Below are 26,430 nucleotides of genomic sequence, written 5' to 3'. Positions count from 1 at the left end.
TTGCCTCCTATTTGCGCGTTGTGACACGTTCAATACGTTTTTCAAAGTCACCTTTGATCACGCGATTGACATAAATACCTGGGGTGTGGATTTGACTCGGCTCAAGCTCACCCGGTTCCACAATTTCTTCAACTTCCGCGACGGTGATTTTTCCGGCTGTCGCTGCCATTGGGTTAAAGTTCATTGCTGTGTGGCGGAACACCAAGTTGCCATAGCGATCTGCTTTCCAAGCCTTAACAATGGCAAATTCACCAGTAATTGATTCTTCCAAAATATATGGTCGGCCATCAAATTCTTTTACTTCTTTACCTTCAGCAACGGGAGTACCGTACCCTGTTGCCGTGTAAAAAGCTGGGATCCCAGCGCCACCAGCGCGCATCTTCTCTGCAAGCGTACCTTGTGGTGTTAATTCAACGTCAATAATGCCATCGAGAAGTTGTTGTTCAAACAGCGCATTTTCACCAACGTAAGAGGCGATGATCTTCTTAATTTGACGATCTTTGAGCAAAATACCTAAACCAAAGTCGTCGACCCCACAGTTGTTTGAAACCACGGTAAGTTCTTTTGTTTGCAGGCGCTTAATTTCTGCAATTAAGCCTTCTGGAATACCACACAAACCAAAGCCACCTGCGATGATGGTATCGCCGTCTTTAAGACCCGCCATCGCTTCGCTGTAGCTTGATACGACTTTATCGAAACCGGCCATAAGCCCACTCCTAATAATGTTATTGTTTTAAGATTGACAAGTTTGTTTGAGTGCTAACGACACTTTACTGCTTGGTGTCTTGCCTAGCGCATCACAAATTGTCCATCCTGCTTTTGCTAGCCTTTCTAAATCAATTCCACACTCAATGCCAAGCCCTTGCAGTAAGTAAACTACATCCTCAGTGGCAACATTTCCTGACGCGCCTTTGGCGTAAGGGCAACCACCGAGACCTGCAACGGCGCTATCGACAGTTGCGATCCCCATTTGCAGGGCCGTGTGAATATTCGTTAATGCTTGTCCGTAGGTATCATGGAAATGCACCGCAAGCTTGTCAGCAGGGATATGTTGCAGTAACAAGGTGAGCAGCTGCTGGACTTTTTTAGGTGTACCAACACCTATGGTGTCGCCTAGGCTGATTTCATAACAACCAAGTGACAACAATTGTTTACATACCGCTAAAACTTGCTCTGGTTGTACTTCACCTTGATATGGGCAACCAACCACGCAGCTAACATAACCTCTTACTTTTATGTTGTTTTTTTGTGCAAGTTCAACAACGGGACGAAAGCGTTCAATACTTTGTTCAATCGTGCAGTTGATGTTTTTTTGCGTAAATGCCTCACTGGCGGCAGTGAAAATGGCAAATTCGTCGACTTGATTTTCAAGTGCAAGCTCTGCGCCTTTAAGGTTCGGCGTTAGAGCGCTTATTTCAACGCCTTCACTACGCTCAAAGCCTTGAATAACCGCAGCAGAGTCGGCCATTTGTGGCACCCATTTGGGTGATACAAACGCGCCTGCTTCAATGTGCTTGAGACCTGCGTCTTTTAATGTGTTAACAAGCGAGATTTTAGCTGCTGTGGCAACACTGAGCTCATTTTGTAAGCCATCACGTGCGCCGACTTCTACAATTTTGACCTTAGCCGGATACTGAGACATTAGTCTTGCTCCTCAACAATCGCCAGCATATCGCCATGACTGACGAGCTCGCCTTCTGCAAAGCAGTATGAAGTTAGCGTGCCATCAAATGGTGCATTGAGCGTATATTCCATCTTCATAGCTTCGATTATCACCACGGCATCGCCTTTATTGACTTGAGTACCGACGGCTAACAAATGCTTAACCACGGTGCCGTTCAATGGCGCAGCCAGCGGTGCGGCTTCGTGCTCATGATCGCTAATGTAATGCTTTGACTTAAGTTCAACGGTATGTTGATACGGACCATACATAATAGTGATCGCGGCTTCGGTAACAATGGCACTGGCGTGTAATCGTGCACCATCAATCACCACAGTTAACTGGTGTCCATTTAATTCACATTCAACTTGGTGGATTTGCTCGTTAAACGAAACCTTCCAACCACCTTGAGATTGATAAGCCGAGGCGACGTGATCTGCAAATGGTAAATCCACCTTCGCGGTTTGGTTAAGCCTAAAGCCTAAGTTTCCCCACACCGTGTTTTTACATGGTTGTTGGTGGCTAAGGTAGGCCGCACTTGCTAATAACACCATTTTATCCAGCGGCGTATTCGATTGAGTTAATACGTCAGTTTGTGTGTCGATAAAGTGGGTATCAGGCGCACCAGCTGTGAAAGTAGGGTGGCCTGCTAAGTGATGCAAAAATGCAATGTTGGATTTCAAGCCACACAAGTGCACTTGTTCTAAACTGGATTTTAACTTTAATAAGGCTTGTTCACGATTTTTGCCATGAACAATAAGCTTGGCGATCATAGGATCGTAAAATGGACTGATCTCATCACCTTGTTGTACGCCTGTGTCAATTCTTACGCCATCTTTGGCTTCAGGAAAGCTAAGGTGTGAAAGTACACCAGAAAATGGCATAAAGTTTTCTTCAGGGTCTTCTGCGTAAATGCGCGCTTCAAAACTATGACCAGATAACGAAACCTGCTCCTGAGTCAGCGGTAACTGTTCACCCGCAGCAACCATCAGTTGCCACTCGACTAAATCGAGGTCAGTTACCATTTCTGTCACTGGGTGCTCTACTTGCAGGCGAGTATTCATTTCCATAAAGAAGAACTCATCGCCACATAATAAGAACTCTACTGTACCTGCGCCGCGATAGTTAATCGCTTGCGCACAGCGTACTGCCGCTTCACCCATAGCTTTGCGCATCGCATCACTCAAACCTGGGGCGGGCGCTTCTTCAATCACTTTTTGGTGACGACGCTGTAGTGAACAGTCTCTATCACCGAGGTAAACACAGTTACCGTGACTATCGGCAAAAACTTGTACTTCAACGTGACGAGGCTTATCAACAAAACGCTCAAGCAGCACTAAGTCATTGCCAAAACTCGCTGCAGCTTCACGTTTAGCGCCATGTAGTGCCGATAAAAACTCGCTGCTTTCTCGTACCACGCGCATCCCTTTACCACCACCGCCGTAAGCGGCTTTGATAAGTACCGGAAAGCCGATTTTTTCAGCTTCTGCCTGTAAGAAATCATCTTCTTGTTTGTCGCCATAATACCCTGGGACCAAAGGCACATTAGCGTCATGCATGATTTCCTTGGCACGGGTCTTAGAACCCATCGCTTCAATAGAGCTTGCCAACGGACCAATAAACGCAATGTTTGCTGCTTCACACGCTTTGGCAAATACTTCATTTTCAGATAAAAAACCATAACCCGGGTGGATACAATCGACGCCCGCCGCTTTGGCGACTTCAAGAATTCGATCTGCAACCAAATAAGACTCTTTAGATGGTGCCGGACCGATATGATAGGCTTCGTCAGCTGTTTTCACATGCATCGCATTGGCATCTGCATCAGAATAAACTGCCACTGTGGTTAGGCCCAATTTCTTTGCGGTGCGCATCACGCGGCAGGCAATTTCACCACGGTTCGCGACTAGAATTTTAGTTAGCATGTTGACTCCTATTCGCTTGCGGCGGTTTGCCAGCGTGGTGCTCGTTTATCGAAAAAGGCGCTAAGCCCTTCTTGGCCTTCGTCACTTACTCTAATTTCAGCGATACGCTTTGCGGTATGGGCGATCAACGCTTCATTTATCTCTTTACCAGCAACTTCGCTGATCAGTGCTTTGGCACTTTTCACAGCAGCAGGGCCATTGTTAAGCAAGGTATCGAGAAAATCCGCTTCGCTTTTTGCTAAATCATCGCTCAATTCGTGAATTAAACCCATTTCTAGCGCCTTTTCACCATCGAATACTTCGGCTGTTAAAAAATAGCGTCGCGCGTGACGTTCCCCAATGGCTTTAATGACATAAGGACTAATCACAGCCGGAATAAGACCAAGCTTGACTTCACTTAAACAAAATTTGGAGTTGTGCTCTGCAATGGCGATATCACAACAGGCGATTAACCCAAGTGCACCGCCAAACGCAGCACCTTGCACCAAACACAGGGTTGGGTGAGGGCAAGTGGCCAGCACTTGCATTAATTTAGCAAGTTCTAAAGAATCAGCGACGTTTTCGTTATAGTCGTTGTCTGCCATGGATTTCATCCACGCCAGATCAGCCCCCGCTGAAAAGTGTTTACCTTCGGTTTTTAATACCAGCGCTCTGACATCGAGGCCGCTGGCATATTCGATATTCTTAATGAGTTCGGCAATCACCTCCGCATTGAAGGCATTATGTTTTTCTGGGCGACTTAGCTCTAAAATCGCCACTTTGCTTTTTGTTATATTTAAAGTGACAGGCATAAGTGCTCCTTACATTCTGAAGACGCCAAATTTAGATTCTTTTTGCGGTGCGTTACTCGCAGCTTCCAAGGCAAGACCAAGTACTGTGCGCGTATCTGCAGGGTCGATAACGCCATCGTCCCAAAGCCTTGCGCTAGCATAGTATGGGTGTCCTTGCTTTTCGTACTGCTCGATAATTGGCTTTTTAAATTCGCTCACTTCGGCATCGCTCATGCTAAGGCCTTTACGCGCTAAACCATCTTGTTTAACCTGTGTTAATACGCCTGCAGCTTGTTCACCACCCATTACGGAGATCCGTGCGTTTGGCCACATCCACATCATGGTTGGCTCGTACGCTCTACCACACATGCCATAGTTACCAGCACCATATGAGCCGCCAATCAATACTGTAAACTTAGGCACATCAGCACAGGAAACGGCTGTTACCATTTTTGCACCGTGCTTAGCGATACCTTCCGCTTCGTATTTTTGGCCAACCATAAATCCAGTAATATTCTGCAAAAATAGCAGCGGAATATTGCGCTGTGCACAGAGCTGAATAAAGTGTGCGCCTTTTTGTGCGGATTCAGAAAAGAGAATACCGTTGTTTGCTACGATCCCCACAGGGTGACCATAAATTTCAGCAAAACCAGTCACGAGTGTTTCGCCGAAGTAGCGTTTAAATTCATCAAACTGAGAATCGTCCACGATACGGGCAATGACTTCGCGTACATCGAACGGTTTTTTCAGATCCGTACCGACAATGCCATACACCTCACTGATGTCATAACGTGGTGGTTTGGCATCCTGCAGGAACGGGCGAGTGGGGCGCTGATGATTAAGGCGTGACACGCACTGTCTTGCGATAGAAAGCGCATGCTCGTCATTTTCTGCATAGTGATCGGCTACACCAGAGACTTTACAGTGAACATCTGCGCCGCCTAAGTCTTCTGCACTCACTTCTTCACCCGTGGCCGCTTTAACAAGAGGTGGCCCTGCCAAGAAAATGGTGCCTTGTTCTTTGACGATAATACTTTCATCGGCCATCGCTGGTACATATGCGCCACCGGCGGTGCATAACCCCATAACCACTGCGATTTGTGGGATCCCCTTTGCAGACATACGGGCTTGGTTGTAGAAAATTCGACCAAAATGTAGTTTGTCTGGAAATACTTCATCTTGCTCGGGCAGGTTCGCACCGCCAGAATCCACTAAATAAATACAAGGAAGATGGCAGCGCTCCGCAATTTCTTGCGCTCTTAGGTGTTTTTTTACGGTAATAGGGAAATAGGTACCCCCTTTTACAGTCGCATCATTTGCCACAATCATGCATTCAACGCCTTTGACGCGTCCGATCCCGGCGACCACACCAGCACAAGGAATATCTTGCTCGTAAACGCCAAACGCGGCGAATTGGCCAATTTCTAAAAACGGCGAGCCCTCATCCAGCAAGGTTTCAATTCGGTCACGTACAAATAATTTACCGCGACTTTGGTGACGGGCAATAAGCGCTTCACCACCACCTAGGCTCAGTGTTGCGACTTTATCTTTAAGATCAGCAACCAGCGATGCCATCGCATCGCTGTTTGCCTTAAACTGGGGATCATGCGGATTAACCGCAGAATTTAGTACCGTCATGAAGCACTCCTAGCGACTTTCGTTGAATAGCTCACGTCCGATAAGCATACGGCGGATCTCAGACGTACCAGCGCCAATTTCATACAGCTTGGCATCGCGAAGTAATCGACCTGTAGGATATTCATTGATATAACCGTTTCCGCCTAGTAGCTGAATGGCATCAAGTGCAAGCTTGGTTGCAAGTTCTGCGGCATATAGAATTGCACCAGCTGCATCTTTACGAGTGGTTTCACCACGGTCACAGGCTTTTGCCACGGTATAAACGTATGAACGTGCTGCGTTCATTTGTGTGTACATGTCAGCAACTTTGCCTTGCACCAGCTGGAATTCACCGATGGATTGGTTAAATTGTTTACGCTCGTGAATATAAGGTACTACCACATCCATACAAGCCTGCATAATACCAAGCGGGCCGCCTGCCAAGACCACACGCTCGTAGTCTAGGCCACTCATGAGTACCTTAACGCCTTCGTTGTATTCGCCAAGGATGTTTTCTGCAGGTACTTCGCAGTTTTCGAATACCAGCTCACAAGTGTTTGAACCACGCATTCCAAGTTTGTCTAACTTTTGTGCCGTTGAAAAACCAGGGAAGCTTTTTTCGACGATAAAGGCCGTGATCCCACGAGGGCCTGCATTGGTATCCGTTTTTGCGTAAATCACAAAAACGTCGGCATCTGGACCATTGGTGATCCACATTTTATTACCGTTTAGGATGAACTTGTCACCTTGCTTTTCAGCACGTAGTTTCATTGAAACCACGTCAGAGCCAGCATTGGGCTCACTCATCGCTAGCGCACCAATGTGTTCACCGCTGATAAGTTTTGGTAGATATTTTTCTTTTTGGGCTTGGTTGCCGTTACGGTTAATTTGGTTCACACATAGGTTTGAATGTGCGCCGTAGCTTAAGCCAATTGATGCACTCGCACGGCTTATCTCTTCCATTGCGATAACGTGTTCAAGATAACCCATGTTTGAGCCGCCAAATTCTTCAGCGACGGTGATCCCAAGTAGGCCCATTTCGCCAAACTTTGGCCACATTTCGTTTGGAAATGCATTTTCTTGATCTGTTTTTTCAGCCAGTGGGGCAATTTCACTGGTTGCAAAGCTATTTACATGATCACGGATCATGTCTGCTGTTTCGCCTAGTCCAAAGTTTAATTCTTTATATAAAGATACTGTGCTCATCGGTATTCATCCTGTTGTGAGAGTTTATTTTTCGAGCTCGTGTAGGGTGTCGCGACAACGGCGCTCAGCCGTCACCAGTTCCATTAAGACAACTTTAATGTCGTCCATTTGTTGGCTTAAGTCGGCTTTTTTCTCTTCAATGAGTTGCAACATAGTTTTAAGTTGCTTTTCGCTCGATTTGTCGGCGTCGTAAAGCTCAAATAATCGGCCAGTTTCAGCAAGTGTAAAACCAAGGCGTTTGCCGCGAAGGATCAGTTTTAATCGAACTTTGTCACGTTTTGAGTAAATACGCGTTTGTCCTTGGCGCCTAGGAGAAAGGAGTCCTTGGTCTTCGTAAAAACGAATACTGCGAGTAGTAATATCAAATTCTTTAGCTAACTCGCTGATTGAATAGGTAGGTTCATTAATTTCTTGCATTTTTATTTACACTTACAACGTCACTGATTAGACCAATATAAGTGAAGTTTACGTAAAGGTAAAGTAAGAATAGCAGATCCTTCTTTAGTCTTATAAAAGGAATAATCTGTCCGTTCGAATTGTCATCAAATCTTCATTGCAGCCAGAGAAAATAAGCCTTGGAAACAAATTTGTGCAAGATAGCTTTACACTTTCACTGATCTCGTTTGGCTTGATTTTAGATTTACGTTGGCGTAAACGTAAATATTATGTATGCTCGAATACAGAGTTAATTTTTAACAAGCCTAAGATTGGCTTGTAAACAGGAGTTTTGCAATGAGTAACGAAGCTGTTGTCATCGTCGCTGCTAAGCGTACACCAATGGGTGGCTTTATGGGAAGCCTATCTGACGCAACCGCGACAGACTTAGGTGCGACTGCAATTAAAGCAGTAATGAATGAAACAGGTCTTAGTGACGCGAGTATAGACGAAGTTATTATGGGTTGCGTACTACCCGCAGGTCTCGGTCAAGCGCCAGCGCGTCAAGCGATGCTACACGCAGGGTTAGCACGTTCAACTGGTGCGACAACAATCAATAAAGTGTGTGGCTCGGGTCTTAAAGCGGCGATGTTCGCGCATGATCTCATCCGCTCAGGTAGCATTAATTCTGCTATCGCTGGCGGCATGGAAAGCATGACTAACTCACCTTACTTTATTCCCAAAGCCCGTGGCGGAATGCGTATGGGTCATGGCGAAATCAAAGACCATATGATGGCTGATGGCTTAGAAGATGCTTATGATAATAAAGCGATGGGTTGTTTCGCACAAGCTACCGCTGATGAATATGGCATAACCCGTGAGCACATGGATGAATTTGCACTTGGCTCTCTAAGTAAAGCAAACGCCGCAATCGAAAATGGCAGTTTTGGCAATGAGATTGCTCCTCATGTAATGAGTACACGTAAGGGAGATGTTGAGGTAAATACCGACGAGCAACCTGGTAACGCGCGTCCAGACAAAATTCCATCACTTCGCCCAGCATTTAAAAAAGATGGCACTATCACTGCTGCCAACTCTTCGTCTATTTCAGACGGTGCAGCCGCGCTGATTTTAATGAGTGAATCAGAAGCGAAAAAGCACGGTTTGACGCCACTTTGTAAGATTGTTGCCCATGCAACTCACTCACAAGCGCCTGCTGAATTTACCGTTGCGCCGGTCGGTGCGATGAATAAGCTGCTTGAAAAATCAGGTTGGTCGACAGCAGACGTTGATCTTTGGGAAATCAACGAAGCATTTGCCATGGTGACTATGTTGGCTATCAACGAAATGCAGTTAGATAGCAACAAAGTCAACGTAAACGGTGGTGCTTGTGCGCTTGGTCACCCAATCGGTGCAAGCGGTGCACGTATCTTAGTTACACTTATCCATGCACTAAAAAACCGCGGCTTATCAAAAGGCGTAGCCTCACTATGTATCGGTGGTGGTGAAGCTGTAGCGCTTGCGGTAGAAGTGTAAGTTACTGCAATTTATTTCGTTCAAGGGGCGCTGCGTTTTCCATAATTCTAATCATTCACGCAGCGCATAAACTCGTTTTATGGGGAGGAGTGCTTCATGCACCAAGTACCTTTATACATCAACGGTGAATTTTCACAGTCTCAGTCTGACAAATGGTTAGACGTTGTTAATCCGGCTAATCAAGAAGTATTAGCAAAAGTGCCTTGTGCTACTAACGAAGAAGTACAAGCTGCAATTCATTCAGCTCAAGAAGCATTTAAAACATGGCGTAATGTTCCGGTAACTGAGCGTGCGCGTATTATGATGCGTTATGCAGCGCTTCTTAAAGAGCACCAAGAAGAAATCGCAACCATCATTTGCCATGAACTTGGTAAAACTTTTGAAGATGCGAAAGGTGATGTATGGCGTGGTATTGAAGTGGTTGAGCAAGCATGTAATGCCCCTTCAATGATGATGGGCGAGACGGTAGAAAACGTTGCCCGAAATATCGATACCTATTCATACACTCAACCGCTAGGCGTTTGTGCGGGTATTACGCCATTTAACTTCCCAGCGATGATCCCGCTGTGGATGTTCCCAATGGCAATTGTATGTGGTAACACCTTTGTACTTAAGCCATCAGAGCAAGATCCGCTAACACCAATGCGCTTGGTTGAATTGTTTGAAGAAGCCGGTGCGCCAAAAGGCGTACTTCAGGTAGTACACGGTAGTAAAGATCAGGTCGACCAAATCCTTGAAGCGCCGGAAATTCGCGCGATTTCTTTCGTGGGTTCTTGTGGTGTTGGTCAGTACATTTACAGCAAAGGTACGCAAAATCTCAAACGCGTTCAAGCGTGTGTTGGTGCGAAAAACCACATGGTTATTATGCCAGATGCGAAAAAAGAACAAGTGATCAATAACCTGGTTGGCTCTTCGGTCGGCGCGGGGGGTCAGCGCTGTATGGGGATCTCAGTGGCCGTGTTTGTTGGGCAATCACAACAGTGGGTAGAGGAACTTAAAGACGCAATGGCGAAGGTTCGTCCTGGCGTATGGGATGATCCTGAAGCCGCTTATGGTCCGCAAACGACGCCGCAGGCTAAAGCGCGTATTCTGTCGCTGATTGACAGTGGTAAGCAGCAAGGCGCAACGTGTTTGCTAGACGGCTCTGATTTTACAGTTGAGGGTTATGAAAGTGGTAACTGGGTAGGTCCAACCCTGTTTTCAAACGTCACAACTGAAATGGATATCTACAAAGAAGAAATCTTTGGCCCAGTCCTTTGCTGTGTATTTGTCGATAGTTTAGATGAAGCAATTACGCTTATTAATAACAACCCATACGGTAACGGCACCTCATTATTCACTGCAAGCGGTGGCGCAGCACGTAAGTTCCAGCGTGAAATCGAAGTGGGTCAGGTCGGTATTAATATTCCTATTCCTGTGCCATTGCCATTCTTCTCATTCACCGGTTGGAAGAATTCATTCTACGGCGACCAACACACCTACGGTAAGCAAGGCGTGCGTTTCTATACAGAAACCAAAACGATTACCTCACGTTGGTTTGACGATGAGGCTGTCAGTGGTCCAAATATGAGTATCAACCTTAGATAACTCATATTGCATAGCGTGCTCTGCAGGGGGAGCACGCTATTTTTTACCAAAACGATAAGAATTACCGACACACATTCAGGGTGTCAGAACAGCAAGAGAGGTCTAGCGTGGACTTTAACCTAAACGAAGATCAACAAGCATTTGCCGATATGGCGCACCAATTTGCAATGAGCGAGCTTGCTCCACATGCAGCAAAATGGGATCAAGAGCACATTTTTCCAAAAGACGTAATTCAAAAAGCAGGTGAGCTTGGTTTTTGCGGTCTATATACGCCAGAAGAGGCAGGTGGTCTTGGTTTATCTCGCCTTGACTCAAGTATTATTTTTGAACAACTTTCTATGGGTTGTACAGCAACAACAGCCATGTTGACTATTCATAACATGGCAACGTGGATGATAGCGAGCTTTGCAACGGAAGAAACCAAAGCAAAATATATGGATCAGTTAGTAACAGGTGAGCTACTGGCTTCTTACTGTCTAACAGAACCTGGTTCTGGCTCTGATGCTGCATCGCTGAAAACAAAAGCAATAAGAGAAGGTGACGAGTATGTTTTGTCTGGCTCTAAGATGTTTATCTCAGGCGCGGGTGAAACTGACGTATTGGTGGTAATGGCAAGAACCGGTGAAGCAGGTCCAAAAGGTATTTCAGCCTTTGTTGTCCCTGCCGATGCTGATGGCGTTATTTATGGCAAAGCAGAAGAAAAAATGGGTTGGAACGCTCAACCTACGCGCCTTATCACGCTTGAAAATGTCCGTATCCCAGCTGCCAACCTACTAGGCCAAGAAGGCGAAGGCTTCAAATTTGCGATGCAAGGCCTTGACGGTGGTCGTATTAATATTGCAACTTGCTCGATTGGTACAGCCCAGCAAGCGCTAAATACCGCCAAGCAGTATATGCAAGAGCGTTCTCAGTTTGGTAAACCGTTAGCGGCGTTCCAAGCACTGCAATTTAAAATTGCAGATATGAATACAGAACTTGTGGCTGCGCGCCAAATGGTTCGACTTGCGGCATTTAAATTGGATAGCAACGACCCAGAAAAGACCACTTATTGCGCAATGGCGAAGCGTTTTGCCACTGATGTAGGCACTAAGGTATGTGATGATGCACTGCAAATTCATGGTGGTTACGGGTATATCAAAGAATATCCACTTGAACGTCATTTACGTGACGTACGTGTTCATCAAATCCTTGAAGGTACAAACGAAATCATGCGTGTAATTATTGCACGTCGGATCTTAGCTGAAGGCGCCCTAAGCGTCCTATAAGGAGAGTATCATGACTGCACAATTAAAACTCGAAAAACAAGGCCATACTGCCGTTGTTACTATGTCAAATCCACCGGCGAATACGTGGACAAAAGACACACTTACTGCACTTAAAAATCTAGTAATCGAATTGAACGCAGATAAAGAAATCTATTCTTTAGTGATCACTGGCGAAGGTGAAAAGTTCTTTTCAGCAGGAGCAGATCTAAACGTATTTGCCGACGGTGACAAAGGAGTCGCTGCGGATATGTCTCGAGTATTTGGCGAAGCGTTTGAAACACTTAGCGACTTTAGAGGCGTATCAATTGCTGCTATCAATGGTTTTGCAATGGGCGGCGGTTTAGAAGTAGCACTAGCATGCGATATCCGTATCGCCGAAGCTCAAGCACAAATGGCACTCCCTGAGGCGAAAGTCGGGCTGTTACCTTGTGCTGGCGGCACACAAAACTTGTCGTGGCTTGTAGGTGAAGGCTGGGCAAAACGTATGATTTTATGCGGTGAACGCTTAAAAGCCGATAAAGCGCAGCAAATTGGCTTAGTGGAAGAAGTGGTCGAGCAGGGTAAAGCACTGGAAGCAGCGCTTGAACTTGCTAAGAAAGTCGAAGACCAAAGCCCTGTTGCGGTGACGGCTTGTAAGGCCCTCATTCAAAAAGGCCGCTCTGGCACAATCAATAGCGCACTGCCACTTGAACGCGAACTCTTCGTAACACTATTCGATACCCAGGATCAAAAAGAAGGCGTAAACGCGTTTTTAGAGAAGCGTAAAGCGAATTGGGTAAATGGCTAATGATTGAATGTGAGCTAATAAATCACGAAGAGGCGCCGGTTATATTCGAACAGGCAACATGCCATAACGGGATGAAAATAGCGCTGGCGACATTAAATGCACCAAAAGCGTTAAATGCCTTAAATCTTGATATGATCCGTTTGCTCGCGCCGCAACTAGACGCTTGGGCAAACGACCCGCAAATAGCAATGGTTATGCTAAAAGGTGCTGGAGAGAAGGCGTTTTGTGCCGGCGGCGATGTCGTGAGTTTATATCGCGAAATGTCGTCTGATACGAGTAACGCATTAATCGAAACCTTTTTCAGTGAAGAGTACCGGTTAGATTATCAAATCCATAACTATGATAAGCCAATCCTACTATGGGGTAATGGCATCATCATGGGTGGCGGACTGGGCTTAACGGCTGGCGCAAGCCATAAAGTGATGACAGAAACGTCGCGCATCGCGATGCCGGAAATCACCATTGGCTTATACCCTGATGTTGGTGGGAGCTATTTCCTCAATAAAATGCCAAAAGGTGTTGGACTATTCTTGGGTCTCACCGCAGCAAACATTAACGCTGCGGATGCCAAACTGGTTGGGCTCGCCGATCATTTTATGGACTCAGAAAAACTGAGCTTACTGCTACAAAACCTAGTTGAAGTGAACTGGGGTAAAACCAATGTATTAAATCATGAAAAGCTTACTCAGTTGCTGTTGTCACTAGATGAAGCGTCTCATGCGCCGCCAAAAAGCGAAATTAAACCGCTTATCAAAGTGTTCGAAGCGCTTGATGAGAAACGTGAGTTATCAGACCAGGTTGAGTTTATTTTGGCTTTGGATAGCACTGACAACAAATGGCTAAGCAAAGCACAGGCTGCATTAAAGCATGGTTCACCATTAAGTGCTGCATTGGTTAAAGCGCAGCTCACTAGAAGTGCAGGCAAAACACTAAGAGACTGTTTTAAGCAGGAATTAGGGATGTCGGTAACGGCTGGCGAGTTTGGTGAGTTTCAAGAAGGTGTACGTGCGTTGCTTATCGATAAAGATGGCAAGCCAAATTGGCGATTTAAATCTGTCGCCGAGGTTACAGACGACGCGGTAGAACGCTTTTTTGCACCTCGCTGGGATGAAAACGATCACCCATTGCGTGACTTATAAGGAGTGACTTAAATGGCACAAGTAGGATTTATCGGCTTAGGTAATATGGGTGGTCCAATGGCCATTAACCTATTAAAGGCTGGCCACCAAGTATGTGTATTCGATTTAAACCCTGAGGCCGTCGCGACGCTTGAAGCAAGTGGCGCGACGAAAGCGACGGTTGTGAGCGATGTATGTCGCGAAGCCGATTATGTGATCAGTATGCTGCCGGCAGGCAAACATGTTCGAGCAGTGTATACAGGCGATGACGGATTAATTAATTACCTTAGTAAAAATACACAAGTAATTGATTGCTCGACCATTGATGCTGAATCAGCTCAGTTTGTTGGCAACAAGTTGGCAGAATCGGGCATTTCATTTGTCGATGCGCCAGTGTCTGGCGGTGTGGCAGGTGCTGCGGCCGGTACCTTAACTTTTATTGTCGGCGGTAATAAAGCAGACTTTGAACGTGCGCATGTGGTACTGACCAATATGGGTAAGAATATCTTCCATGCTGGAGATATTGGTGCGGGACAAGTCGCTAAGATATGTAACAATATGCTGTTATCAATACTTATGGCGGGCACAAGTGAAGCGCTGCAAATGGGTGTAGATCATGGCTTAGATCCTAAAGTATTGAGCGAAATTATGCTAAATAGCTCTGGTCGTAACTGGACGCTAGAGCTATACAACCCATGTCCTGATGTACTAGAAAATGTGCCTTCTTCGAACGGTTATAAGCCGGGCTTTATGGTTGATTTAATGGCTAAAGATCTTGGCCTTGCGATGCAATCTGCGCAGCAAACGAATTCTGCGACACCCATGGGGGCGCTGGCGAAGAATTTGTATAACTTGATGCAAAATCAAGGTAAAGGCAGTGAAGACTTTAGTGCGATTTTTAAGCTTTATTCAGAGAAATAGGACACTATGGATATTAACAATAAAACAGTTGTGATCACTGGTGGTGCGCAAGGCTTGGGTCTTGCCATGGCGACTGAAATGGCAAAGCATGGGGCAAAACTTGCCCTGATAGATATGCAAGAAGACGTTTTAGCAGAAGCGAAGCACGAACTTGCTCAATTCGGCACACAAGTTAACACGTATGTCGCTAATGTTAGTCAAGAATCAGACGTCGAAAATGTGTTTAATGCCATCGTAAATGACTTCGGCGATATTTCGGTATTAATAAATAATGCAGGTATTTTGCGTGACGGTTTGCTACTCAAAGCAAAAGATGGGCAAGTCATCGACAAAATGTCGCTTTCGCAATTTCAATCCGTTATTGATGTCAACCTCACAGGTGTTTTCCTGTGCGGCCGCGAAGCTGCGGTCAAAATGGTAGAAGCGGGTAATGGTGGCGTGATCATTAATATGTCTAGCGTTGCACGCGCTGGTAATATGGGACAAACTAATTATTCAGCGGCAAAGTCAGGTGTCGTTGCGATGACTACCAGTTGGGCTAAAGAATTAGGTCGTTTTGGTATTCGCGTGGGCGCAATTGCACCAGGTGTGATCCGTACAAAAATGACCGATGCAATGAAGCCTGAAGCCAAAGAGCGCCTAGTGAAAATGAAGCCGGTAGGGCGTCTGGGTGAAGCGCAAGAAATTGCTCACACAGCAAAATATATCATTGAAAATGATTTCTTTACGGGACGTGTCGTTGAGATTGACGGCGGCATTCGCTTGTAATGAAAAAATAGGCTTGGTTTTACAACGTGTAGTCCAAGTTCCTACTTGAGTGTGTGAAGCGGCAATGTAAATTGCCGCTTTTTTATTTAAAAGACACTAAATGCTTGAGGAAAAGTGCTTGAAGTTATCTGGGATACATCACGTCGCTGTTATTTGTTCAGACTACCAAAGATCAAAAGTGTTCTATACCGAAGTACTTGGGTTGCATGTACTCCGTGAGAACTATCGAAAAGATAGAGCGTCCTATAAATTAGATCTTGCGCTGCCTGATGGGAGCCAGATTGAGTTGTTTTCGTTTCCAAATCCTCCAAAACGACCATCACATCCAGAGGCGCAAGGACTGAGACATTTAGCATTTAGCGTATCAGATATTGATGCTTATATTGCACACCTTGTGCAGAATCAAGTTGCTGTAGAGCCTGTTCGAATAGATGAATATACAGGCAAACGCTTTACCTTTTTCAGCGATCCTGATGGTTTGCCGCTGGAGCTTTATGAGCAATGTTAAGATGATAACTACTCTAAAAGGGCTAAATTATGTATGAGATGTTAGTGGCGATGGAAATTCATAACAGCGAGCGATATGCCAAATATCGTGAAGCGATGAAGCCAATCTTAAGACAATATGGTGGCGGATTTAGTAACGATTTTCATATTGCAAAAACCTTGCTTACAGAGGGACAGTGCCAAGCTAATCGACTTTTTACCATATATTTTCCTGATCAAGCTTCAATGGAGTCCTTCTTCAGTGATGCTGAATATGTAGAGGTAAAAGCGCGATACTTTGAAGATAGCGTCAGTGGGTTCGATATTTTAGCGAGCTACACTAGGTGAGGCTAAAACAAGGAGCAAAATTGGGTAAAGTTTATTCTATATGGGTCGATAACATTTAATAACTCCACGGTAAATTGAATTTGTAACAAGGATATAGGTTATGAATATAAGACCACCATATCAAATGAATAACGGCAATGTTGTAAACTCAACATCGTCAGACAAACTACATGAAAAGGTCAGAGAAGTTGCGACAAATAGGGCCGACGATGAGCCCAATCAATTACCTAGTTCAGACAATGAATTTACAATTGATTTTTCCTACACACAATCACCAGTCACATACAGTAAAGAATTTTTTCTCAACCTAGACCTCAGCATGATTGGGCTTAAGCGCTATGGGATTCATAGAGAGCATATGGGAACGGAAGAAAATGGCCATATTTATAAAGATACCTATGGTGATTTTGAAGGAAGAGAGAAAATTGACGAATTTCTAGCTATTTTCGATCGCTTAGACGAAGAGCAAAAAGTAAAGTTTGCCCACTTTAAACCAACTGAAGCACTTCTTGATGTTGCTAACAGATTAACTGATGAGGAGCTTGGACAGCTCACCGATTTTATTGTCGAGTCGTTGACTATCAACTTACTTGATCAAAAAAAGGATGATTATTCTACCAAGCTAATAAATAAGCTTAGCAATATGTCAGATGAGGTATTACAAGATACGGTGAAGACCATGTCTAAGCTGATGGAGCAAGCTGACAATAAAGTCTTCGCTGAACCAAATTTACCAGCTTATCTGCTTGATAAAGACGGCCATGCTGATTTCGATTTAAATGTAAGAGATTTAGGCTTTTTTGAAGATGTAAATGCGTATGGTGACATGAACAACCAGTTATTAAATGACTATGCAAAATTTATCATTGATAACAAATTCTCAGACGGTGATCTTTTAGATCTCAACGCGCATTTAGCAAATTCTGATTTTGATACAAGTCGTGGCATGCTAGATATGGCAACCTTAGTTAAGGCGAATGACCGAACTACTTTTATAGAAATGTTAAACGAAGTAGATACGCGGGAGCCGAATAACCTGTTCGCAAGATTGAGCAAACTCAGTTACGAAAATGAGAACACCGAATACTTTAGAACTGACAATCGAGAATACGTTAAATATAAAGGTGCACCAGCTGACGATAACGAAAAAAGTAGGTTATACAATCAGCTGATAAAAGCCTATGAAAATCAGGGGCTCGGTTGGATGAATGATGTAATGGAGCAGTCAGAAGGTATGCCAGTGCGCGCTGAACTCAATATGTGGCTATCTATTTTAGAAGATGTGGAAGAAAACCCCGATGCGTTTAAGCGCTCAGACTCTGTCGAATCTTGGATGGAGGGCAATTTAGCTGGAATTGTAAATGACTACTATCAAGGCATAAAAGAAAAGGTATTTGCGCATAATGAGGAGCTAGATAACTTTCTCAATATGTCTATGCTCGAAAGAATTGAACTCGATACAATTGAGCTTGACGAACAAACTCCTTTAGCTGAATAGAGAAAGATCTATTACATCCCAAATATTGTTCTACACTTAATTAAGAACGAAACAAGCTAGTTAATTCAAAGGCTTGTTTCGAGGTGAGTCTTGACTATATAACGCAGCAACTTTGTTAAGGGAGAGTTTAATGCGCGGCGTGATATTTAGAGGTTTAGAAGAATTAGTCGTAGAAGCGATTGGCATGCAAGCTTGGGATGAGTTACTCGAAGCACATGCACCTGAGGGAAGGGTTTATGTTTCCCCTACATCCTACCCAGATGCAGAGTTATTTGCGTTAGCACAAGGCGTTGCTGACAAATTGAATAAGCCATTGACAGATGTATTGGCCATTTTCGGACAGTCGTTATTTGGATTTTTGGCGGAAAAGCACAAAGGTATCTCGTCAAAATTTGCGTCGTTTGAAGAATTGGTTTTATCTATCGATAGCGTGATACACATGGAGGTAAAAAAGCTTTACGATGAGCCGAATCTCCCCTCAATCGCGGCGATAGTGAAAGATGACAAAACTATCGTATTAGAGTATTGCTCGAATCGTAAATTGTGTTTTTGTGCGGAAGGGTTACTTTATGGTGCTGCCCAATTTTACAGTCGCAAACTAAGAATTGAACATCCACAGTGCATGCACAGCGGCGCTAAACATTGCGTACTCATTCTGCATTTGGATTAATTCGATGTCTGAATATAACGACTATAAAAAGGCGTATCTAAGAGAGCGTCGTGCACGTGATGAAGTCGAGTCATTACTTGAAGAGAAAACGCGTGCGTTATATTTGGCTAACCAAACACTTGAACGTCAATTAGCGCAGCTTAAGAATCAACAAGCTGTATTAATAAACAACGAACGTATGGCGACGTTAGGGACACTATCTGCAGGCGTTGCACATGAATTAAATAACCCGCTGGCGTATGTGGCGGGGAACCTTGAGTCACTTAATTACTATATCTCGCCAATCTTGCAGTTGCTTGAGACAGTAAAATTACTTGAGCAAAATGAATTGAGAGGAGAGCAATTAGAAGCTCGCCTTATTGATATATATTTAAGGCAACGTATTGACGAAATTACGAATGATTTGCCGGATCTCGTTCACGATACGCTGCACGGCTGCGAGCGAATTAAAACCATAGTAAATGATTTAATGAATTTCTCTCGCTCCAATAACGATAGTTTCGGTTGGGCGTCTCTAAAGTCTATTGTTGAAGACACACTTCGTTTACTTCATGGTCAGCTCAAGGGATACGAGCTAACCGTCGCGGTCGAAGATGTGCCAAATATCTATTGCAAGGAGGGGGCGCTAAAACAGGCGATCATCAATCTGTTGGTGAATGCTAAATATGCGGTAGACATGAGCCATAAGTCGCATAAATCAATAGAAGTGTTACTCGCACCGGGTAACGATCAAGATATTATCTTAAGCGTTAGCGACAACGGAATTGGAATAGATGCTGATGTGCTTCCTAGATTGTTCGATCCTTTCTTTACGACTAAGCCTGTCGGCGAAGGTACGGGCATGGGACTTGCTGTTACTCATGCGATTGTAAAAGAGCACAAAGGGAAAATTGATGTTCAAAGTCAAGAAGGAGTGGGTAGTCAGTTTACTATTTCCTTTCCTCTGGAGCAGTGAGAAACTTGCGCCTGTCCCTATTTTATAATACGTTAATCGACTAGCATCAGATATATCCCAGTGATTTTCATCTGAAGTTTTGAGCCTCATCTTTTAATTGGATACTTAAACGTAATAGGGAAATTATGACGATTGAAATGAAAGTACCCGTGTTGCCTGAGTTAATAGATACTGCAAAAATTGCAACACTCTATGTAGCCGAAGGACATCAAGTTGCAAAAGATCAAGTCTTATGTGATATCGAAACGAGTAAGGTCGTATTGGAGCTACGAGCGCCAGAAGCCAGCCGCATCGGTAAAATCGTGGTAAACGAAGGAGATGTTTTGAAGGCTGATGCGCTTATTATGTCAATCATTCCTGATCCAGAATTAAACCACTTAGTTGCACTTGAATCGAAGCGAGTTCATCAGCTGCTCAGTAATGAAGACATCACTACTGACCATGAGTTGAAAGGAAAAGGCAATCTTGACGTGCAGATCGATGTATTACCCGATTTTGTCGAGAGTGCAACGGTTATTGAAATCTATGTTAAAGAAGGAGATATGGTTGCTTGTGGCGATAGGCTTTGCGATGTTTATACCGACAAGGTCATCCTCGAAGTATGTGCTCCCAATGATGGCGTAGTGTGCGATTTTATCAAAAAGCTTGAGCAAGCAGTCGTTGCAGGTGAAACGATCGTCACTTTGTATCATCCTGAGTATATTGCGCCTGAGACTGCACTTCCTGAATCGAAAGAAGATAATACTGATGCCTTAATAGCTCAAGTATTGTTAGACCCAGCTTTGGATAATGAACCTTCTACGCTGGTCGAGCTTAATAGGCCTTCTCATCAGGCTACATGTGATAGTTTAGAAGCGCATAAAGACATAGCGGCAGTCGAAGCAACCGATAGCACGGTTATTGACACACAGATTAAAAATGAATCTCCCCCTCTTAGTACTCAAACTGGCGATAGCTATGTTGATTTAACAAATGACCATGTTAGTCCAGCTTCAACAGTTTTACGAGCGGAGTCTGCGGTGATTGCCCATGTAAGAGAAAATTGTAGCAAAGATAGTCAAGAAGGAGGGGCTAACTCTGGCAAAGTGTTTGCGCTCGCTGCTGGTGTAATAGTTATCGCGCTGGCGGGTTATTTTTTTCTGGTATAGCTTCGCGCTTGTAGCAGCTGCAAAGAAGTTAACCAACTATTTTACTCAAAAAGGAGATTTTTAATGAGTTATAATGTCATTGCATACCAAGTTGATGCAGGGAAAGTAAAAGCGGTGTGGGGAAGTAAAGATCAGCAATTTTTGGATAGGTTTTTGTCCAAATATCGAGATGAAATTGCAGAGCAAGAAGAACAGCTGGATGTTAAGGGATATGCCGCTTGCATGGCGAATATTATAAATGGAACGAGTTCGGCTGAGGACGACGAAGACAACTTTATTTACGGTTATCTATATGAAATGCTGTGCCAAGAATTTGGTGAGATGGTTCGCCATGATGACTTTCTAGACATAATGGAAGATGTGACGCCATCTAATCATAAAGCATTTATTCCTATTCCTAAAAACGATGACTGGCCTGAATTCTACAGCGTCCCTCTTGAAGAATTAGAGCAGGGACGACAGGTTTTTCTTGGCAGTGACGAACCATACAGTAAAGAAACTTCCTATATACAAACGGTAAACTTCATTTTCGACACAGCAGTTCAAAACCACAAAGCTTTGGTTTTCTTTGGTTATTGATTTGAGGTTTCAATCTACCGATTAAAATCTTTGACAATAAATACGGCGCTGTTTGGAGCTGGTCATTTAAATGTGACACAAAAGGTCGCACCACCCATATAATTTTGACATGTAACATCTAATGTGGCGTGATGTAAATCGACTACCTCTTTTACAATAGCGAGACCAAGACCACTGCCAGTCATTGATGACTGCTCTTTGCGCCAAAAACGCTCGAAGATTTTTTCATAATTTTGGATATCGATCCCAGGGCCGCTATCCATAACTTCGATACATTTTCCAGAGGCCTTTACTTTAATCTGAGCTTGCTCAGTACTGTGGCGTAGGGCATTTTCGATGAGATTCTTTATCATGATATGAATGGAGGACTGATCGCCTGTAATTACTTCTCCAGTATCATCAATTTCCAGTTCTAGCTGTTTATCCATGGTGACAGATAATGGCGCCAGCATCATACAGGCTTCTTTTGCTAAGGGTACAATACTGAGCGAATGCTTTTCGTAAGCGTTAAGGCTCTGTGCACGAGACAGGTCTAACAATTGCTGTACAACACGTGTCATATAACTTACATCCGCCAAAATACCAGAGTGGGTGTGTTTATCTAACTGGGCGAGTTCAACACGGGTATTGAGAATTGCAAGCGGGGTTTTTAACTCATGGGCAGCGTTTGTAACAAATCGCTTTTGTTCATCAAAACCTGTTTCGACTCTTACCATCGCTTGATTCAACGAATGCACAATGGGAACTATTTCAACGGGGAGACCTTGCTCACTTAGCCTAAAATTGAGCTGTTCAGGCCTTATTCTTTGAAGTTGTTCCGCAACGCTTTTCACGGGCCGGACAATAGAGCGAATAGACAGATATCCAACAACCATAAATACTAAAAATGCCGCGCTGATGATAAAAATAGAGACTTGGCTCAGTACGGGCATGACAGCTTCATTTGCAAGCTCGCCAATAAGATCATTCCTGCCCAAATCGATGAACACTGGGACAGTGTCAATGCTGGTTTCGATGCGATAACGATCAATGCCATTAAGGTGAGAATATCCAAGGGGGATATCTTTAGTATCAATCAATGCTTGTAACGCTGAGGAACTACTCTCATTGGTCGTAGACTGCAGCAAAACAGTACCAGTTTGTGCGTGTGTGACGCGAAACACGAGGTTATTGTACAAAGCATCATAGCCCCATTTCTCGGCCACGCTGTCAGATTGATATATTAACTTATTCGTATTATCAAAGTAGAGTTGCTCTTGAATGTCTTCACTCATACCTACCATGCTTTGCTCAACAGCAAGATTGGCATAATTTGTGGAAAATAAATATAAACTAACACCAATCAAGCTGAATACTGCAGACCCAATAATAAAAAAATGCAGAAATATCTTTTTCGCGAGAGAAAGTTGCTTCATGTCAAAATATATCCTATACCGCGCAGTGTATTGATAGTTGTTTGTGCATTGGACGATTCTAGTTTTTTGCGGATCCTGTGTACTGCAACCTGGATTGCATTATCCGTTACTTCGAAACCCATCGCATAGATAGCATCGTAAAGCGCATCTTTGCCCACGGTTAAACCTGCATTTCGGATCATATATTCTAAAATGGCAACTTCCGTTTTCCCCATCGCTAAATTTTCACAGCCAACGGTGACACGACGTGCTTTTGTATCAACAGCGAGATTGTTATGTGTTAATAGATTTCCGGTGTAGGTACTCGGGCGACGCAGCAATGCTCGAAGTCTTGCCTTAAGCTCGTCAATCGCGAAGGGTTTATTCAGGTAGTCATCCGCACCCAAATCAAGTCCTTTGATGCGATCATCGACACTGCCACGCGCGGTGAGGATCAAAATTGGTAATGCATTTTGTTGTTTTCGAATTGAGCGAATAACCTCTAAACCATCTTTATCTGGCAAGCCTAAATCTAATATGAGGGCATCATACTGCCAGCTTTGCATTAATTGTTCATTTTGCGCAGCAGTTGTAGCAATATCAGCGGCGTGACCATCTTGAGTGATTGCTTGCTGTATAAATGTCGCAAGCTGCTGATTGTCTTCAGTGATTAGCACTCTCATTGGATTAATATTTCCTTATTTTCTATTTCTAGTTGTGGTTTTTGAAAACGTTTACTTGATAGTAAAAACTTCAGTATAAGCGGCAATACCAGCATCGTAAGCAAAGTTGAAGTCAGCAAACCTCCAATTACTGCAAAGGCTAATGGTGGCCACAAAGGGCTTGCACTGGAAGTTAGCGGCAACATGCCAACTATGGTTGTTAATGTAGTTACTATAACAGGACGAAGACGCGTTTGTACCGATAAACAAATTGCCTGCGATAGCTCTGTGCCTTGATTTAAATGCTCAAGTGTATGCTCAATCAGCAAAATTGCGCTATTCACCACAATACCCATAAGCGCGAGTACACCTAATATTGACATAAAGCCAAAGGGTACTCCGACGATAGATAACATAGCCGGCGCTCCTACAACGCCGAGGGGAATAGTGAACATCACCAATATTGCTAAACGATATGAATTAAACTGCAACATTAATGCCCCAAATAACAATGCAACTCCAAAAGGAAGTGTTTGTAGTAAAGCGCCATTAGCTTGTTCTGATTCTTCCAATTCCCCGCCAAACCTTAACGTTACATGATGTTGCTGCGCAATTGTTAGCAAGGTCGGTTGTAACGCTTCGAGGATTTCTTCTTCGTCGCTTCCCATAGCCACATCCGCTTTTATAGACATTACAAACTTGCCATCGCGCCTTTCAATAAAAGGTGGTGTGCCAATAACCTCGGCATTCAAGACCGCAAATAGGGGGATGCTTAATTGGTTGGGTAGCATGATTTGAGTATTTAAAATATCAGTACTACTTTGATTAGAAGTAGTGTCAACAATCATCAAATCTATCGGTTCGAAATGATAATCAAGAGCTGTTACTTTTAGTCCAGAGCTACGCCATGCGATATATTCGGCAACATCGCTGCGTGATAAACCCAAGGCTGATAAGGTAAGTTGTTGGGCTTCTAAGTTAATGGTCGGAGCGCCCAAACTATAATTACGATATGGGGAGGTGACTTTAGGGTGCTGTCTGAGGTGCATAAGCATAGCTTCAGCGCTTGCGAATAGAGCATTGCGGTCGTTGCCACTCAATCTCAACTCAATCGGGCTCTCAATAGGAGGACCTTGTCCGAGCTCACGGGCGTTAATTAAGATCTCAGGGAACTGCTTGTTTAAATTGCTATCGATGAAACGTGAAAATTCAGGTGGGTTAACATTATCCTGCAGCGTTAATACAACTCGAGCAATATGGGATTCATTTGGTTTTTGTGCAAGGTTATAGTAGAACCTTGGACCTGAAAAGCCGCTAAATACCATCGCTTCGCTGACTTCAGGATACTGAAGGGCATACTCGGCGATTTGATTTGCTGTCTTGGTTGTAGCTTCTATGTGGCTAGCTAACGGCAATTGGACGTCAATATAAATCTGATTGCGGTTAGCATTTGGGAAGAACTTGCCGTTGGCATTGGGTAGCGAAAGTAAAGTGCATAGCATGGCAGTAGCGGCCACAATCGTGTATACGGGATGTTGTAATGTTTTATGAGCTAGCTGATAGCCAAATGTTGAAAGCTTCTGATTAATGGTTTCCTGCCACCTTTCTAGGCAAGGGATGGAAATAGGGAAATAAACAAACAGCACAGGAAGCAGTAGTAGTGCTGCAATATAACTCAATAAGATGCAGATGATAACAAGCACAGGAATAGTAGCAATGAAATCAGCGACACTGCCTTTTGCCAACAGCATGGGAACGAATGCTGCGATAGTAGTCATTGTTGCCGCTGCAAGCGGTTTTTTCAATTCGTTCACAGAGTGTGCCAAGGCAGCTCTCATCGTAAACCCTTTGCTGCATAAATAACTCAGGCGCTCAGCTACGATAATGCAATTATCAACCATCAAGCCTAATGAGAGTACCAAGCCAGCAATGGTCATTTGGTGAATAACGCCATCGAAAGTAATAAATAACGCAAGTGACGAAAACACGATAGCGGGTACGGTCAAACTGATAACAATCGCACTTTGCACCGAAAGAAATAGTAATAAAACAACGCAAATAGCGATACAGCTTTGAATTAGAGAATTTACTAATCCTTCACGGCGTTTTTGAGACCAGCCGGGCTGGAAAATGTCAATCTTAATGGGAGCATCTGTAAATCGTGCATTAATGTCGGCGATAGCTTGTTTTATAGTATTTCCAGCGTCAGCGATATTATGCTGGTTGGGCGGTAGAGATAATGCAATACCGATGACTCGTTGACCATTTTGCCAAAATTGCTCGCTTGAAGTTGGGGCTGTCCGGTAGCCAATATCTGCTATTGCGCTGAGTGGAATTTTTGACCCTTCAGGTGTTGTTATTTGTACGTTTTTTAACTGAGCGTCGTTACGCAGGTGATTGACAGACAATAGTGATAGCGCACTTTGGTTTTGCGACAAGACGCCAAGGTTATCTTGCTGATTGGCATCCTGTAGTTGTTTTGCAATCTCTGCTGGCGAAAGGCCAAAAGCTAGCATCCGCTCTTGAGAATAGAAAATAGCCAATTCAAGCCCAGGATCACCTACTAGCGAGGCGCTTCTCACAACGTCGAGATACTCAAGCTCATCGCGCACTTTGAGGGCGAGCTTTCTATCTGCTGTTAATCCTTTTCCCGTATGTACAGTTAAGACTATTCCTTGAGTATCTTGTGCTCGATCTACTACATAGAATTGGCTATCTGCTAAGCTTGCATCCAGTGGAGCTACTTCATCTTTGATACGTTGCCAAACTAAAGCGGTATCATACACTTGCTCTTTAAGCTCGATATCGATAACGGCACTTCCTGCTTTTATCCGCGCGTGGATGGTATTAATCTCATCAATTTTTGCTAAACGTCGTTCAAGTGGCTTAACAACGACATCATTAAGTTGAGTGACACTAGCACTTGGATTTACAATTTGAATAAAGCCATTTCGATAGGGAAAACTGGGGTCCTCCTGACTTTTGGCTTTAAACCAGCCCACAATACCTGTGAACACAAGCAGCAAAGTTAGCCCGAGTACTAGACGTGGAGTGAGATAATTAGATGGGAGAAGCTTATCCATAAACCTCCTCCTTATTAGTAGGACTGCCAGTAACGCTTGTATATAAGAGCAGCAGAGTTTGTTTAATTACAA

General features: G+C 44.0%; 24 protein-coding genes. 14 read left to right on the top strand and 10 right to left on the bottom strand.

Annotated elements, in window-relative coordinates; all coding sequences use genetic code 11:
- Nucleotides 1–7: 7 nt before the first annotated feature.
- From A587_RS0123210 to A587_RS0123180, 7 genes are read right to left on the bottom strand one after another with little or no spacing between them, the layout of a single operon-like run.
- Nucleotides 8–706: a CoA transferase subunit A gene (locus A587_RS0123210; RefSeq protein WP_010378612.1), complete on the bottom strand. Its 699-nt coding sequence runs from the start codon at nt 704–706 to the stop codon at nt 8–10.
- A gap of 27 nt (nt 707–733) precedes the next feature.
- Complete coding sequence (locus A587_RS0123205; RefSeq protein ID WP_017219495.1) at nt 734–1,642, bottom strand: hydroxymethylglutaryl-CoA lyase; 909 nt, start codon at nt 1,640–1,642, stop codon at nt 734–736.
- On the bottom strand, nt 1,642–3,585 hold the full coding sequence (locus A587_RS0123200; RefSeq protein ID WP_017219494.1) for an acetyl-CoA carboxylase biotin carboxylase subunit: 1,944 nt from the start codon (nt 3,583–3,585) through the stop codon (nt 1,642–1,644). Before A587_RS0123200 ends, A587_RS0123205 begins: the two co-directional genes overlap by 1 nt.
- Nucleotides 3,586–3,593: 8 nt before the next feature.
- Nucleotides 3,594–4,376, bottom strand: coding sequence for an enoyl-CoA hydratase-related protein (locus A587_RS0123195; RefSeq protein WP_017219493.1), 783 nt, complete (start codon nt 4,374–4,376; stop codon nt 3,594–3,596).
- Between the two features lie 9 nt (nt 4,377–4,385).
- Nucleotides 4,386–5,993, bottom strand: a complete 1,608-nt coding sequence (locus tag A587_RS0123190; protein ID WP_017219492.1) for a carboxyl transferase domain-containing protein — start codon at nt 5,991–5,993, stop codon at nt 4,386–4,388.
- Nucleotides 5,994–6,002: 9 nt separating this feature from the next.
- Nucleotides 6,003–7,178, bottom strand: coding sequence for an isovaleryl-CoA dehydrogenase (locus tag A587_RS0123185; protein WP_010378622.1), 1,176 nt, complete (start codon nt 7,176–7,178; stop codon nt 6,003–6,005).
- Nucleotides 7,179–7,202: 24 nt separating this feature from the next.
- Nucleotides 7,203–7,595, bottom strand: a complete 393-nt coding sequence (locus tag A587_RS0123180) for a MerR family transcriptional regulator (RefSeq protein ID WP_010378624.1) — start codon at nt 7,593–7,595, stop codon at nt 7,203–7,205.
- Between the two features lie 315 nt (nt 7,596–7,910).
- Between A587_RS0123180 and A587_RS0123170 the strand changes: the two genes are divergently transcribed.
- The 14 genes from A587_RS0123170 to A587_RS0123105 all read left to right on the top strand — a co-directional run bounded on the left by A587_RS0123170 (nt 7,911) and on the right by A587_RS0123105 (nt 21,219).
- Nucleotides 7,911–9,089, top strand: coding sequence for a thiolase family protein (locus tag A587_RS0123170; protein WP_017219490.1), 1,179 nt, complete (start codon nt 7,911–7,913; stop codon nt 9,087–9,089).
- Nucleotides 9,090–9,185: 96 nt separating this feature from the next.
- On the top strand, nt 9,186–10,676 hold the full coding sequence (locus A587_RS0123165; RefSeq protein WP_010604936.1) for a CoA-acylating methylmalonate-semialdehyde dehydrogenase: 1,491 nt from the start codon (nt 9,186–9,188) through the stop codon (nt 10,674–10,676).
- 107 nt (nt 10,677–10,783) lie between these two features.
- On the top strand, nt 10,784–11,941 hold the full coding sequence (locus tag A587_RS0123160; RefSeq protein ID WP_017219489.1) for an acyl-CoA dehydrogenase family protein: 1,158 nt from the start codon (nt 10,784–10,786) through the stop codon (nt 11,939–11,941).
- Between the two features lie 10 nt (nt 11,942–11,951).
- Nucleotides 11,952–12,728 (top strand): enoyl-CoA hydratase, encoded by a 777-nt coding sequence (locus A587_RS0123155; RefSeq protein ID WP_010378634.1) that lies wholly within the window; start codon nt 11,952–11,954, stop codon nt 12,726–12,728.
- Nucleotides 12,728–13,867 (top strand): enoyl-CoA hydratase/isomerase family protein, encoded by a 1,140-nt coding sequence (locus A587_RS0123150; protein ID WP_017219488.1) that lies wholly within the window; start codon nt 12,728–12,730, stop codon nt 13,865–13,867. The genes A587_RS0123155 and A587_RS0123150 overlap by 1 nt, the downstream gene beginning before the upstream one ends.
- Before the next feature lie 12 nt (nt 13,868–13,879).
- Nucleotides 13,880–14,767: a 3-hydroxyisobutyrate dehydrogenase gene (mmsB, locus tag A587_RS0123145; protein ID WP_010604932.1), complete on the top strand. Its 888-nt coding sequence runs from the start codon at nt 13,880–13,882 to the stop codon at nt 14,765–14,767.
- Between the two features lie 6 nt (nt 14,768–14,773).
- Complete coding sequence (locus tag A587_RS0123140; protein ID WP_010604931.1) at nt 14,774–15,535, top strand: SDR family oxidoreductase; 762 nt, start codon at nt 14,774–14,776, stop codon at nt 15,533–15,535.
- Nucleotides 15,536–15,653: 118 nt separating this feature from the next.
- Complete coding sequence (gene gloA2, locus A587_RS0123135; protein WP_010378641.1) at nt 15,654–16,043, top strand: SMU1112c/YaeR family gloxylase I-like metalloprotein; 390 nt, start codon at nt 15,654–15,656, stop codon at nt 16,041–16,043.
- A 29-nt stretch (nt 16,044–16,072) separates the two neighbouring features.
- The gene (locus A587_RS0123130) at nt 16,073–16,369 is read left to right on the top strand and encodes a DUF1330 domain-containing protein (RefSeq protein WP_017219486.1); all 297 of its coding nucleotides are present in this window, start codon (nt 16,073–16,075) and stop codon (nt 16,367–16,369) included.
- Between the two features lie 100 nt (nt 16,370–16,469).
- Nucleotides 16,470–17,867 (top strand): hypothetical protein, encoded by a 1,398-nt coding sequence (locus tag A587_RS0123125; protein WP_017219485.1) that lies wholly within the window; start codon nt 16,470–16,472, stop codon nt 17,865–17,867.
- A gap of 130 nt (nt 17,868–17,997) precedes the next feature.
- Nucleotides 17,998–18,537, top strand: a complete 540-nt coding sequence (locus tag A587_RS0123120) for a heme NO-binding domain-containing protein (RefSeq protein ID WP_017219484.1) — start codon at nt 17,998–18,000, stop codon at nt 18,535–18,537.
- Nucleotides 18,538–18,541: 4 nt separating this feature from the next.
- Nucleotides 18,542–19,492, top strand: a complete 951-nt coding sequence (locus A587_RS0123115; RefSeq protein WP_017219483.1) for a sensor histidine kinase — start codon at nt 18,542–18,544, stop codon at nt 19,490–19,492.
- 125 nt (nt 19,493–19,617) lie between these two features.
- Complete coding sequence (locus tag A587_RS0123110; protein ID WP_017219482.1) at nt 19,618–20,640, top strand: biotin/lipoyl-containing protein; 1,023 nt, start codon at nt 19,618–19,620, stop codon at nt 20,638–20,640.
- 63 nt (nt 20,641–20,703) lie between these two features.
- Nucleotides 20,704–21,219, top strand: coding sequence for a DUF7691 family protein (locus A587_RS0123105; protein ID WP_017219481.1), 516 nt, complete (start codon nt 20,704–20,706; stop codon nt 21,217–21,219).
- Nucleotides 21,220–21,281: 62 nt separating this feature from the next.
- Here the strand turns inward: A587_RS0123105 and A587_RS0123100 are convergent, their stop codons facing one another.
- From A587_RS0123100 to A587_RS0123090, 3 genes are read right to left on the bottom strand one after another with little or no spacing between them, the layout of a single operon-like run.
- Nucleotides 21,282–22,634, bottom strand: a complete 1,353-nt coding sequence (locus tag A587_RS0123100) for a sensor histidine kinase (RefSeq protein WP_017219480.1) — start codon at nt 22,632–22,634, stop codon at nt 21,282–21,284.
- Nucleotides 22,631–23,296 carry a response regulator gene (locus tag A587_RS0123095; RefSeq protein WP_017219479.1) on the bottom strand — a complete coding sequence of 222 codons (666 nt, stop codon included), beginning with the start codon at nt 23,294–23,296 and terminating at the stop codon, nt 22,631–22,633. Before A587_RS0123095 ends, A587_RS0123100 begins: the two co-directional genes overlap by 4 nt.
- A complete protein-coding gene (locus A587_RS0123090; RefSeq protein WP_017219478.1) occupies nt 23,293–26,358 on the bottom strand; it encodes an efflux RND transporter permease subunit in 3,066 nt (1,021 codons plus the stop codon). The genes A587_RS0123095 and A587_RS0123090 overlap by 4 nt, the downstream gene beginning before the upstream one ends.
- Nucleotides 26,359–26,430 lie beyond the last annotated feature (72 nt).

Source organism: Pseudoalteromonas sp. NJ631 (assembly GCF_000276645.1).
In the GTDB taxonomy this organism is placed as follows: Bacteria; Pseudomonadota; Gammaproteobacteria; order Enterobacterales; family Alteromonadaceae; genus Pseudoalteromonas; species Pseudoalteromonas piscicida.
The sequence above is the reverse complement of the archived record's forward strand: the minus strand, read 5'-3'. Positions and strand labels throughout refer to the sequence as shown.

Excerpts from the sequence above, each read along its gene's own strand:
- A587_RS0123210 (WP_010378612.1), bottom strand. The coding sequence starts at position 706 with ATGGCCGGTTTCGATAAAGTCGTATCAAGCTACAGCGAAGCGATGGCG.
- A587_RS0123205 (WP_017219495.1), bottom strand. The coding sequence starts at position 1,642 with ATGTCTCAGTATCCGGCTAAGGTCAAAATTGTAGAAGTCGGCGCACGT.
- A587_RS0123200 (WP_017219494.1), bottom strand. The coding sequence starts at position 3,585 with ATGCTAACTAAAATTCTAGTCGCGAACCGTGGTGAAATTGCCTGCCGC.
- A587_RS0123195 (WP_017219493.1), bottom strand. The coding sequence starts at position 4,376 with ATGCCTGTCACTTTAAATATAACAAAAAGCAAAGTGGCGATTTTAGAG.
- A587_RS0123190 (WP_017219492.1), bottom strand. The coding sequence starts at position 5,993 with ATGACGGTACTAAATTCTGCGGTTAATCCGCATGATCCCCAGTTTAAG.
- A587_RS0123185 (WP_010378622.1), bottom strand. The coding sequence starts at position 7,178 with ATGAGCACAGTATCTTTATATAAAGAATTAAACTTTGGACTAGGCGAA.
- A587_RS0123180 (WP_010378624.1), bottom strand. The coding sequence starts at position 7,595 with ATGCAAGAAATTAATGAACCTACCTATTCAATCAGCGAGTTAGCTAAA.
- A587_RS0123170 (WP_017219490.1), top strand. The coding sequence starts at position 7,911 with ATGAGTAACGAAGCTGTTGTCATCGTCGCTGCTAAGCGTACACCAATG.
- A587_RS0123165 (WP_010604936.1), top strand. The coding sequence starts at position 9,186 with ATGCACCAAGTACCTTTATACATCAACGGTGAATTTTCACAGTCTCAG.
- A587_RS0123155 (WP_010378634.1), top strand. The coding sequence starts at position 11,952 with ATGACTGCACAATTAAAACTCGAAAAACAAGGCCATACTGCCGTTGTT.
- A587_RS0123150 (WP_017219488.1), top strand. The coding sequence starts at position 12,728 with ATGATTGAATGTGAGCTAATAAATCACGAAGAGGCGCCGGTTATATTC.
- mmsB (WP_010604932.1), top strand. The coding sequence starts at position 13,880 with ATGGCACAAGTAGGATTTATCGGCTTAGGTAATATGGGTGGTCCAATG.
- A587_RS0123140 (WP_010604931.1), top strand. The coding sequence starts at position 14,774 with ATGGATATTAACAATAAAACAGTTGTGATCACTGGTGGTGCGCAAGGC.
- A587_RS0123130 (WP_017219486.1), top strand. The coding sequence starts at position 16,073 with ATGTATGAGATGTTAGTGGCGATGGAAATTCATAACAGCGAGCGATAT.
- A587_RS0123125 (WP_017219485.1), top strand. The coding sequence starts at position 16,470 with ATGAATATAAGACCACCATATCAAATGAATAACGGCAATGTTGTAAAC.
- A587_RS0123120 (WP_017219484.1), top strand. The coding sequence starts at position 17,998 with ATGCGCGGCGTGATATTTAGAGGTTTAGAAGAATTAGTCGTAGAAGCG.
- A587_RS0123115 (WP_017219483.1), top strand. The coding sequence starts at position 18,542 with ATGTCTGAATATAACGACTATAAAAAGGCGTATCTAAGAGAGCGTCGT.
- A587_RS0123110 (WP_017219482.1), top strand. The coding sequence starts at position 19,618 with ATGACGATTGAAATGAAAGTACCCGTGTTGCCTGAGTTAATAGATACT.
- A587_RS0123105 (WP_017219481.1), top strand. The coding sequence starts at position 20,704 with ATGAGTTATAATGTCATTGCATACCAAGTTGATGCAGGGAAAGTAAAA.
- A587_RS0123100 (WP_017219480.1), bottom strand. The coding sequence starts at position 22,634 with ATGAAGCAACTTTCTCTCGCGAAAAAGATATTTCTGCATTTTTTTATT.
- A587_RS0123095 (WP_017219479.1), bottom strand. The coding sequence starts at position 23,296 with ATGAGAGTGCTAATCACTGAAGACAATCAGCAGCTTGCGACATTTATA.
- A587_RS0123090 (WP_017219478.1), bottom strand. The coding sequence starts at position 26,358 with ATGGATAAGCTTCTCCCATCTAATTATCTCACTCCACGTCTAGTACTC.